A 10,353-nucleotide genomic window follows, 5' to 3' on the forward strand; every position below is an offset into this window, starting at 1 on the left:
TGCGGATGCGTTCCGTATCGTGGGCCGGATGAGGAGCCGGTCGAGCACCTCGTGGGGGATGACGTGAGCGACGACGACTACGAAGAGATCGATCTGGCGACGCTGCCCGACGACGAGCTCGTCAAGCAGATGCACGACGACCTCTACGACGGGCTGGCCGACGAGATCGTCGAAGGCACCACGATCCTGCTCGATCGCGGGTGGACGGCTGATCGGACGCTGAACGACGCCCTCGTCGAGGGCATGCGCATCGTCGGCATCGACTTCCGCGACGGCATCCTGTTCGTGCCCGAGGTGCTCTTGGCTGCCAACGCCATGAAGGCGGGGATGGAGATCCTCCGCCCGCTGCTGGCCGAGACCGGTGCCGAACCGATCGGCAAGATCGTCATCGGGACGGTCAAGGGCGACATCCACGACATCGGCAAGAACCTGACCGCGATGATGATGGAGGGCGCCGGGTTCGAGGTGATCGACCTCGGCATCAACTGCGACGTCGACAAGTACGTCGCCGCGCTCGACGAGCACCAGCCCGACATCCTCGGCATGTCGGCCCTCCTCACGACCACGATGCCGTACATGAAGGTCGTCATCGACACCCTCGAAGAGCGGGAGCGGCGCCAGGACTACATCGTGCTGGTCGGCGGCGCACCGTTGAACGAGGAGTTCGGCGAGGCGGTCGGTGCCGATGCGTACTGCCGTGACGCCGCGGTCGCCGCCGAGACGGCCAAGGAGCTGGTGAGCGCCCGGCGCATGCGCACCGCCGAACCGTCGGGACCCTCGGTCCCGTGACCAGGCCGCTGATCCTGGCGTGTGGTGCGCTGGTCAGCGAGCTACGTGCCGTGCTCGGCCAGGCCGGGCTCTCCGATGCCGTCGAGGTCTCGTTCCTGCCGGCCCCGCTGCACAACCATCCCGATCGGATCGTGCCGGAACTGGCCGATCGGCTCACCGACGTCGACACCGACCGTCCGATCTTCCTCGGCTACGCCGACTGCGGCACCGGCGGGCTGCTCGACGCCTTCATCGAATCGGCCGAGCACTCGATCACCCGGCTGCCCGGCGCTCACTGCTACGAGTTCTTCGCCGGCGGCTCCCAGTTCGCCGAACTCCACGAGGAGGAGCTCGGCACCTTCTACCTGACCGACTTCCTGGCCAAGCACTTCGATGCGCTGATCTGGAGGGGGTTCGGGATCGAGGAGCATCCCGAGCTGCGCGACCTCTACTTCGCGCACTACCGGCGGGTCGTCCTCCTCTCGCAGCGCGAGGACGCCGCCGTCGTCGACGCCGCTCGTACGGCCGCCGACCGGCTCGGGCTGGAGTTCCACCACGTGCACACGGGCCTCGACACGTTCGCGACGCCGGTCACGCTCGCACTCGCCGGGGCGTCGAGCTGATGGGGCGCCGTGGCGCTGCTGCACCGGTGGTCGTCACGATCTACTGGCGCGACATCCCCGCTCAGGTCAACGGACAGTCCGGCCGCGACCGCCACCAGTTCGTGCTGTCGTCGAAGTTCCAGCGGGCGATCGACCGCGCCAAGCGGAAGGCCGACATCTACACCGCTGACGACGACATCGCCCAGTGGCGGCGCGACACCGTCGCGCTCGACACCGTGGCGTGGGGCGATGACGTGGCGGCCGCCGCCGAAGCCGAGGCCACCCGGCTGGAACAGGCCTACAGCCGCGAGCACCTCGGCAAGTTGGCCTTCGCCGGCGGTTTCGTCGCCGACCTCGGCGACGGCGCAGTCGACCGGGCCGAGCTGCTGGCACTGGAAGAACTCGACGGAACGGAGACCATCGATGACTGACACCCTGGTGAGCTCGGCGACCAAGGAGGTCGCGATCGGGTTCGAGCGGCCCTTCGTCATGATCGGCGAGCGGATCAACCCCACCGGCCGCAAGCTGCTCGCCGAGGAGATGAAGAACGGCGACTTCAGCCGCGTCGAGGCCGACGCCGTGGCCCAGGTCGAGGCCGGCGCACACATGCTCGACGTCAACGCCGGCATCCCGCTGGCCGACGAGCCGGCCCTGCTGGCCCAGGCGGTCAAGCTCGTCCAGAGCGTCACCGACGTGCCGCTCTCGATCGACTCGTCGATCGTCGAGGCGCTCGAAGCCGGCCTCGGCGTCTACGAGGGCAAGGCGCTGGTGAACTCGGTCACCGGCGAGGACGAGGTGCTCGAGCGGGTGCTCCCGCTCGTCGCCCGCCACGGCGCCGCCGTCGTCGCCATCTCCAACGACGAGACCGGCATCTCCGAGGATCCCGACGTCCGGTTCGCGGTGGCCGAGAAGATCGTGCACCGCGCCGCCGACCACGGCATCGCCGCCAGCGACGTGGTCGTCGACCCGCTGGTGATGCCGATCGGTGCGATGGGGGGTGCCGGTCAGCAGGCGTTCCGCCTGCTCCGGCGCCTTCGCGACGAGCTGCACGTCAACACCACCTGTGGCGCGTCGAACGTGAGCTTCGGGCTCCCCAACCGCCACCACGTCACGGGGGCGTTCCTCTCGATGGCGATCGCCTCGGGCATGACGTCGGCGATCATGAACCCGATGCACGCCGAGGTGAAGACGGCGGTGATGGCCGCCGACGTGCTGATGGGCACCGACCGCGACTGCGCAGCGTGGATCCGCGCCAACCGCGAGCCCGGCGCGCCGGAGGGCGGCCGCGGCCGTGAAGGCCGACGTCGGAGGCGCCCCGCCGGGTGACCCATGCCGCAGGTGGTCTTCACCCCGTCCGGCCTGAGCGGCACGATCGAGCGCGGCTCGACCGTGCTCGACGCCGCGCGCCGGCTGGGGGCCGATCTCGACACGGTGTGCGGGGGTCGGGGGATCTGCGGGCGATGCCAGATCGACCTGTCGGTCGGCACGTTCGCGAAGTGGGGCGTCACGGTCACCGACGAGGCGCTGGGTCCACGACGCCCGATCGAGACCGACTACCGGGGCAACCGGCCGCTGATCGACGGACGTCGCCTCGGGTGCGCGGCGACCATCCTCGACGACGTCGTGGTCGACGTGCCGCCCGACAGCCAGCGCCACCGCCAGGTCGTCCGCAAGGACCTCGACCTGCCGCCGATCGAGATCGATGCGCTCTTCACGCTCCGGTACGTCGAGGTGCCCACGAGCCGGCTCGGTGACGAGGCGACGTTCGCCGACGTCGTCGCCGCCTCGGTCGCGCAGCAGCACGGCCGACCGGCGCCGACCGTCCCCGCACGCCTGTTGCCGGCGCTCCAACCGGCGATCTCGGCCGGTGGCGGTTCGGTGACCGTGGCGATCGACGACGGCGACGCGATCGTCGCGGTGTGGCCCGGCTACGTCGGTGCCGCCTACGGCGTCGCGGTCGACGTCGGATCGACGACGATCGCCGGGCATCTCTGCGAGCTCTCGACCGGGACGGTCGTCGCGACCGCCGGATCGATGAACCCGCAGATCAAGTACGGCGAGGACCTGATGAGCCGGGTGTCCTACGTGATGATGAACCCGGGCGGCGAGCGCGAGCTCACCGACGCGGTGCGCCGCGCGCTCGACGAGCTCGTGGGCTCCCTGGCCATCGCGGCCGAGGTCGACCGCGACCACATCCTCGAGCTGGTCATCGTGGGCAACCCGATCATGCACCACCTCGTCCTCGGCATCGACCCGACGCCGCTCGGCCAGGCGCCGTTCACGTTGGCCACCGACCAGCCGGTCCGCGCCACGGCCGGTGAGCTCGGCCTGACGTTGCCGTACGCGCGCTGCTACGTCGGGCCGTGCATCGCCGGGCACGTGGGCGCCGACACCGCAGGCGCGATCCTCGCCGAGGGGCCCCACCGGTCCGCGGAGATGCAGCTCCTCGTCGACGTCGGCACCAACGCCGAGATCGTGCTCGGCGACAGCGACCGCCAGTTCGCGGCGTCGAGCCCGACCGGTCCCGCCTTCGAGGGAGCGCAGATCAGCTGTGGCCAACGGGCGACGGCCGGGGCGATCGAGCGCGTCCGCATCGATCCCGCGACGCTCGAACCCCGCCTCAAGGTGATCGGCGTCGAGGCCTGGTCCGATGCGCAGGGGTTCGGCGACGCCGCGGCTCGGACCGGCGTCACCGGCATCTGCGGCTCGGGCATCATCGACGTCGTCGCGGAGATGTTCCTCAGCGGCGTCATCGATCGCGACGGCGTGATCCGCGGCGAGCTCGCGGATCGGACCGACCGCGTGGTGGCCGACGGGCGAACCTTCTCGTACGTGCTCTGGTCCGGCGGCGACGAGCGGCTGGCGATCACCCAGAACGACGTGCGCGCGATCCAGCTCGCGAAGGCCGCGCTGCGCGCTGGGATCGATCTCCTGGTCGAGCACGCCGGGCATCCACCGATCGGCGAGATCCGGCTCGCCGGCGCGTTCGGCGCGCACATCGACCCCGTCAGGGCGATGGTGCTCGGCCTGGTGCCGGACTGCCCCGTCGACCGCGTGGTGTCGGTCGGCAACGCCGCCGGCACCGGGGCGGTGCAGGCGTTGCTGTCCGCATCGCTCAGAGCGGAGATGGAACGTGCGGTGCGCGACGTCGTGAAGATCGAGACAGCAACCGAGCCCAGGTTCCAGGAGCTGTTCGTCGCAGCGATGGCGATGCCCCACGCATCCGCCGAGACACCACACCTCGCCCAGGTCGTCGCACTGCCGGCGAGCGATCCGGGTTCGGCGTCGACCGGACGAAGCCGCCGACGGCGAGGAGCAAACGCGTGACCGACACCCAGCCGACGCGCCGCGGGCGCCGGGGCGGCGGTCGCGAAGGCCGTCGCAACCTCCGGAGCGCACCGGTCGCGACCACCGAGACGTACGTCGTGCGGGCGATGAAGCCGTTCGAGCTCGTGTCCGACGAGGGCCTCGAGCTGATCGAGCACGACGCCGACACCGTGCTCGAGGAGGTCGGCGTCGAGATCCGCGACTATCCGTCCGCGATCGAGCGCTTCCGGGCCGCAGGCGCTGACGTCGACGACACACGCGTTCGCTTCCCGCGTGGTCTGCTTCGCGAGCTGGTCCAGGCGTCGGCTCCAGCCGTCTACACCCAGCACGCCCGCAACCCGGCGCGCAACGTGCAGATCGGTGGTGACGCCACGGTCTTCGTGCCGAACTACGGATCTCCGTTCGTGCACGATCTCGACCGTGGCCGGCGTTACGCCACGCTCCAGGACTTCGAGAACTTCGTGAAGCTCGCCCATCTGACGCCGCACATCCACCACAGCGGTGGCACGGTCTGCGAGCCGGTCGACGTGCCGGTCAGCAAGCGCCACCTCGACATGGTGTACGCCCACATCCGCTACAGCGACCAGCCGTTCATGGGTTCGGTCACCGCTGGTGAGCGTGCGGAGGACTCGGTCGAGATGGCGCGGATCGCGTTCGGTGGCGATCTCGGCGACCGCACCGTGCTGACCAGCCTGATCAACGCGTCGTCGCCGCTGGTGTGGGACGAGACGATGCTCGCCGCCGCCGAGGTGTACGCCAGCCACAACCAGGCGTGCGTCATCTCGCCGTTCATCCTCGCCGGGGCGATGGCGCCCGCGACCTCGGCCGGCGTGGCGGTGCAGACGTTGGCGGAAGCCCTGGTCGGGATCGCGTTCACCCAGCTGGTCAGGCCGGGCGCGCCGGTCGTGTTCGGCTCGTTCGCCAGCTCGATGTCGATGCAGACCGGTGCGCCGACCTTCGGCACACCCGAACCGGCGATGGTGCTGTACACGGTCGCCGCGCTCGCACGTCGGCTCGGCGTCCCGTTCCGGTCCGGCGGATCGCTGTGCGCGTCGAAGCTGCCCGACGCCCAGGCCGCCTACGAATCGCTCGCAACGCTCTACCCGACCATGCTCGGCGGCACGAACTTCGTGCTGCACGCCGCCGGCTGGCTCGAGGGCGGTCTGGCCATCGGGTACGAGAAGTTCATCCTCGACAGCGACCAGCTGGGCGCCATGGCCACGTTCGCGAAGGGCCTCGACATCTCCGACAACGGCCGGGCCGTCGATGCCATCCGCAACAACCCGCCCGGCAACCACTTCCTCGGCACCGAGCACACGCTGGCCAACTTCGAGACCGCGTTCTACCGGTCGTCGACCGCCGACAACGCCAGCTACGAGCAATGGGCCGAGGAGGGCAGCCTCGACGCCGCCCAACGCGCCAACACCATCTGGAAGGAGCAGCTCGCGTCGTACGAGCCGCCGCCGATCGACGACGCGATCGACGCCGAGCTGCGTGACTACGTCGCCCGCCGCAAGGCAGAGCTACCTGACTCGTTCGAATAGGAGTGTGATGCTGACCAGATCGAGGAGACGCGGCGACATCGACCGGCGACCGACGTCGCCGGCGATGGCCCGCCTGGTGTCCAACCTGCACTACGAGATCGTGCCGATGGCGTCGGTCGAGCAAGCCATCGCCCAGCTGCCGCCACGCTCGCACGTGTCGGTCACGTGCTCGCCGGCCAAGGGCATCGATGCCACGCTCGAGCTCACCGAACGGCTCATCGACGCCGGTCACATGCCCATCCCGCACCTGTCCGCGCGGCTGGTCGAGGACCACGACCACGTCGAGAAGCTCGCGGCGTGGCTGCGAGAGCACGACCTTCGCGAGGTGTTCGTGATCGCGGGTGATGCGCCCGAACCCGTCGGTCCGTACGAGGGTGCGCTCCCGTTCATCCGTGATCTGCTGGCGACCGACCCCGGCCTCGACCGGGTCGGCGTCACGGGCTACCCCGACGGGCACGCCTTCATCGACCAGGCGGCCATCACCGAACAGCTGCGCGCCAAGCAAGCGGCGCTCGCGGCGGCCGGCGTCGGCGGCTGGATCTCGACGCAGATGTGCTTCGACGTCGGGAGGATCCGAAGCTGGTTGGAGGTCGAGCGTCGCGCCGGGATCACGCTGCCCGTGCGACTCGGCGTGCCGGGTGTCGTCGACCGGGCCCGCCTGATGAAGATGGGCACGCGGCTCGGGATCGGCGCCTCGATGCGCTACCTGAGCAAGAACCGCTCGACGGTGATGAAGCTGGTGGCGCCCGGCGGCTACGACCCGACCGAGCTGGTCGAGGAGTTCGCCGATGACGCCGAGGCGCTCGGTATCGAGGCGTTGCACTCGTTCACGTTCAATGCGGTCGCCGACACCAGGCGCTGGCGGGAGGCCATCGCCGGAGGCTGCGACGCCGGCCACGGCAACGCGTGAGGAAGTTGCGGGGATAGTGCGCAACTACCTCACGCGAACGAGATCGGGGGACGGTCGTGACGGCGTGTGACGCGGTCGTGATCGGCGCCGGGGTGATCGGCTCGTCGGTCGCGTTCGAGCTCGCCCGCGGCGGTCGGCGTGTCGTCGTGGTCGACAAGGGCCCCGGCCCCGGCGCCGGGTCGACCAGTGCATCGTCGGCGATCATCCGGTTCAGCTACTCGACCCGCGATCCGATCCTCACCGCCTGGGAGGCGGCTCCGCTCTGGGCCAACTGGGCCGACCACCTCGGTTGTGTCGACCCCGACGGGATGATCACGTTCACGCAGACCGGCACGCTCGTGTTCCGGACGACCGGCTACGACGGTGAACGGATGCGGGCGCTTTGGATCGAGCTCGGCATCGAGCACGAGCTGCTCGGCCCCGACCAGATCACCGAGCGGTTCCCGCACCTCGACGTCGGCAAGTACCACCCACCCAAGCCGGTCGACGACCCCGCCTTCGCCGACGAGGCGACCGAGCGGCTTTCGGCGTTCTACGAGCCGACCGCCGGGTTCGTCGACGACCCGATGCTCGCCGCCCGCAACCTCGCGTACGCAGCGCGCCGCCACGGCGCCGAGTTCCTGTTCAATCGCGCGGTGGTCTCGGTCGAGCGCGCCGGCGACGGCGAGGCCGTCACGGGTGTCACATTGGCCGACGGCACCGTGGTCGAGGCGCCGGTGGTGGTCAACGTCGGTGGCCCTCACGCGGGCCGGATCAACCGCCTCGCCGGCGTCACCGACGACATGAACATCGGGCATCGAGCACTCCGCGCCGAGGTGTTCATGGCGCCCGCCCCGCCCGGTGCGGCGATCGAGGACGGTGCGCCGCTCGTCGCCGACCTCGACATCGGGCAGTACTTCCGGCCCGCCCCCGGCCGGCAGATCTGGATCGGCGGCACCGAACCCGAGTGCGACGAGCTGCACTGGGTCGACGACCCCGACGCCAACTCCGAGCATCCCACCGTCGAGGTGTGGGAGACCTCGATGATGCGCATGGCCAGACGGATGCCCGAGTTCGGCGTGCCGAGTCAGCCGAACGGCATCGCGTCGATGTACGACGCCTCCGACGATTGGGTGCCGATCTACGACCGCTCGTCGCTGTACGGCTTCTTCATGGCGTGCGGCACCAGCGGCAACCAGTTCAAGAACGCGCCGATGGCGGGCCAGTACCTGCGCGAGATCATCGACGCGACGATGTCCGGCCACGACCACGACCGGGACCCCGTCCAGTTCACGGGGCCGCGCACGGGTCAGACGATCGACCTCGGCTCGTTCTCGCGACGACGCGAGCAGGCCGACACGACACACAGCGTCATGGGCTGACGAGCGGGGGAGCGAAGGGGGCACGATGGCACGTCGAGGGGGCGGACGGGCAGCGCGGGTGACCGAGCGGTCGGCGGCGCGCCCGCAGGCGCCCGCGTACATCCGCCGGACGCTGATGCCGCACGACCTGGTGACGCCTGACGGCCTCGATCTGATCGAGGCCAAGGCCGATCAGATCCTCGCCGAGGTCGGCATCGACATCAACGAGGACGTCGATCGCGAGCTGTTCCGTGCCGCCGGTGCGGCCGTCGACGGACAGCGCGTCCGGTTCGAGCCGGGGCACGTGAAGGAGCTGGTCGCCACTGCGCCGAGCGAGTTCGTGCAGCACGCCCGCAACCCCGACAAGTCGGTGGTGCTCGGTGGGAGCAACGTCGTGTTCGCGCCGGCGTACGGTTCGCCGTTCGTCCGCGACCTCGCCGCGGGTCGCCGGTACGCATCGCTCGAGGACTTCGAGAACTTCGTCAAGCTCACACATGCCTCGCCGTGGCTCCATCACTCGGGCGGCACGATCTGCGAGCCGGTCGACGTGCCGGTCAACAAGCGCCACCTCGACATGGTGTACGCCCACATCCGCTACAACGACCAGGCGTTCCTCGGGTCGGTGACGGCGCCCGAGCGTGCGCGCGACTCCGTCGAGATGGCGCGGATCCTGTTCGGCCGCGAGTTCGCCGACGAGCACTGCGTGATCATGGGCAACGTCAACGTCAACTCTCCGCTCGTCTGGGACAACGCCATGACCGGCGCGATCAGGGCGTACGCCGAGGCGAACCAGGGTGCGGTGATCGTGCCGTTCATCCTCGGCGGTGCGATGGGTCCGGTCACACTGGCGGGCGACATCGCCCAGGCGCACGCCGAGACGCTCGTCGGCGTGGCGCTCGCGCAGCTGGTGCGACCCGGTGCACCCGTGATCTACGGCAACTTCCTGTCGTCGATGGCGCTCCGCTCCGGCTCGCCGACCTTCGGCACGCCCGAACCGGCGGTCGGGTCGCTGGTCGTCGGGCAGCTCGCCCGGCGGGTCGGGCTGCCGCTCCGCTGCGCCGGCGCGTTCACGGCGTCGAAGGTGCCCGACGGGCAGGCGATGGCCGAGTCGACGATGTCGATGATGTCGGCGATCCTGTGCGGCACGAACTTCCTGCTGCACTCGGCCGGCTGGCTCGAAGGCGGGCTCGCGATGGGCTACGAGAAGTTCATGATGGACGCCGACTTCTGCGGCGCGCTGCACCGTTACCTGCAGGGCGTGTCGCTCGACCCCGACGAGTTCGCGATCGACGGCTTCCACGAGGTCGGCCCCGGGAAGCACTTCTTCGGCTCGCAGCACACGCTGCGCCATTACGAGACGGCGTTCTACGACAGCCCCACGGCCGACAACAACAGCTTCGAGCAGTGGCGCGACGACGGCGAGTCACGTACGGAGGATCGCGCCGCGCAGCGCGTCGCGGAGACGCTCGCGGCCTACGAACCCCCGCCGCTCGACGAGTCGATCGACGACGCGCTGCGCGACTACATCGGTGCGAAGAAGTCGTCGATGGACGACATGTGGTACTGAGCTCCGTTCACGTGCGGGTGAGGCGGATCAGGAGGGTGCCGGTGGTGGCGTCGTCGGGTTCGAGCGTGATCGTGTAGGTGCCGGCGGTCGGCGCCTCGACGGTGCTGGGGCGCCCGGACGTGAGCACGGTGGCGATCTCCGCCCCGTCCGGGCCGCTGACGATCAACCGGCCGCTGATCCGCTCGACGATCTCGATCGACACGCCGTCGCCGGTGGTGAGGTCGATCGTGGTGCTCGCCTGCTGGCCGGGGGTGTTGATGGTGAGGGGGATCTCGGTGTCGGGGGTGGCGGGTGT

Annotated in this window: 10 protein-coding genes; 9 read left to right on the top strand and 1 reads right to left on the bottom strand. The window is 70.0% G+C overall.

What is annotated here, in order from left to right; translation table 11 throughout:
* The first annotated feature begins 63 nt into the window (after nucleotides 1-63).
* The 9 genes from QNJ12_RS09915 to QNJ12_RS09955 all read left to right on the top strand — a co-directional run bounded on the left by QNJ12_RS09915 (nucleotide 64) and on the right by QNJ12_RS09955 (nucleotide 10,058).
* Complete coding sequence (locus QNJ12_RS09915; protein ID WP_300622357.1) at nucleotides 64-789, top strand: B12-binding domain-containing protein; 726 nt, start codon at nucleotides 64-66, stop codon at nucleotides 787-789.
* Nucleotides 786-1,391: a DUF1638 domain-containing protein gene (locus QNJ12_RS09920; RefSeq protein WP_300622360.1), complete on the top strand. Its 606-nt coding sequence runs from the start codon at nucleotides 786-788 to the stop codon at nucleotides 1,389-1,391. The genes QNJ12_RS09915 and QNJ12_RS09920 overlap by 4 nt, the downstream gene beginning before the upstream one ends.
* Nucleotides 1,391-1,801 (top strand): virulence factor, encoded by a 411-nt coding sequence (locus tag QNJ12_RS09925; protein WP_300622363.1) that lies wholly within the window; start codon nucleotides 1,391-1,393, stop codon nucleotides 1,799-1,801. The genes QNJ12_RS09920 and QNJ12_RS09925 overlap by 1 nt, the downstream gene beginning before the upstream one ends.
* Nucleotides 1,794-2,696, top strand: a complete 903-nt coding sequence (locus tag QNJ12_RS09930; protein ID WP_300622366.1) for a dihydropteroate synthase — start codon at nucleotides 1,794-1,796, stop codon at nucleotides 2,694-2,696. The genes QNJ12_RS09925 and QNJ12_RS09930 overlap by 8 nt, the downstream gene beginning before the upstream one ends.
* Before the next feature lie 3 nt (nucleotides 2,697-2,699).
* Nucleotides 2,700-4,697 carry an ASKHA domain-containing protein gene (locus QNJ12_RS09935; RefSeq protein ID WP_300622368.1) on the top strand — a complete coding sequence of 666 codons (1,998 nt, stop codon included), beginning with the start codon at nucleotides 2,700-2,702 and terminating at the stop codon, nucleotides 4,695-4,697.
* Nucleotides 4,694-6,241, top strand: a complete 1,548-nt coding sequence (locus QNJ12_RS09940) for a trimethylamine methyltransferase family protein (RefSeq protein WP_300622371.1) — start codon at nucleotides 4,694-4,696, stop codon at nucleotides 6,239-6,241. Before QNJ12_RS09935 ends, QNJ12_RS09940 begins: the two co-directional genes overlap by 4 nt.
* A gap of 64 nt (nucleotides 6,242-6,305) precedes the next feature.
* Nucleotides 6,306-7,151 carry a hypothetical protein gene (locus QNJ12_RS09945; RefSeq protein ID WP_300622374.1) on the top strand — a complete coding sequence of 282 codons (846 nt, stop codon included), beginning with the start codon at nucleotides 6,306-6,308 and terminating at the stop codon, nucleotides 7,149-7,151.
* A gap of 56 nt (nucleotides 7,152-7,207) precedes the next feature.
* Complete coding sequence (locus tag QNJ12_RS09950) at nucleotides 7,208-8,512, top strand: FAD-binding oxidoreductase (protein ID WP_300622377.1); 1,305 nt, start codon at nucleotides 7,208-7,210, stop codon at nucleotides 8,510-8,512.
* Between the two features lie 25 nt (nucleotides 8,513-8,537).
* Nucleotides 8,538-10,058 (top strand): trimethylamine methyltransferase family protein, encoded by a 1,521-nt coding sequence (locus tag QNJ12_RS09955; RefSeq protein WP_300622380.1) that lies wholly within the window; start codon nucleotides 8,538-8,540, stop codon nucleotides 10,056-10,058.
* 7 nt (nucleotides 10,059-10,065) lie between these two features.
* On the opposite strand, the gene QNJ12_RS09960 is transcribed toward QNJ12_RS09955, so the two are convergent.
* A partial coding sequence (locus QNJ12_RS09960; RefSeq protein ID WP_300622383.1) for a hypothetical protein occupies nucleotides 10,066-10,353 on the bottom strand: 288 nt, incomplete at its 5' end.

Source organism: Ilumatobacter sp., assembly GCF_030065885.1.
In the GTDB taxonomy this organism is placed as follows: domain Bacteria; phylum Actinomycetota; class Acidimicrobiia; order Acidimicrobiales; family Ilumatobacteraceae; genus Ilumatobacter.

Bases quoted from the DNA above. Each gene is read 5' to 3' on its own strand.
- QNJ12_RS09925 (WP_300622363.1), top strand. From the start codon at position 1,391: ATGGGGCGCCGTGGCGCTGCTGCACCGGTGGTCGTCACGATCTACTGG.
- QNJ12_RS09930 (WP_300622366.1), top strand. From the start codon at position 1,794: ATGACTGACACCCTGGTGAGCTCGGCGACCAAGGAGGTCGCGATCGGG.
- QNJ12_RS09935 (WP_300622368.1), top strand. From the start codon at position 2,700: ATGCCGCAGGTGGTCTTCACCCCGTCCGGCCTGAGCGGCACGATCGAG.
- QNJ12_RS09945 (WP_300622374.1), top strand. From the start codon at position 6,306: ATGGCCCGCCTGGTGTCCAACCTGCACTACGAGATCGTGCCGATGGCG.
- QNJ12_RS09955 (WP_300622380.1), top strand. From the start codon at position 8,538: ATGGCACGTCGAGGGGGCGGACGGGCAGCGCGGGTGACCGAGCGGTCG.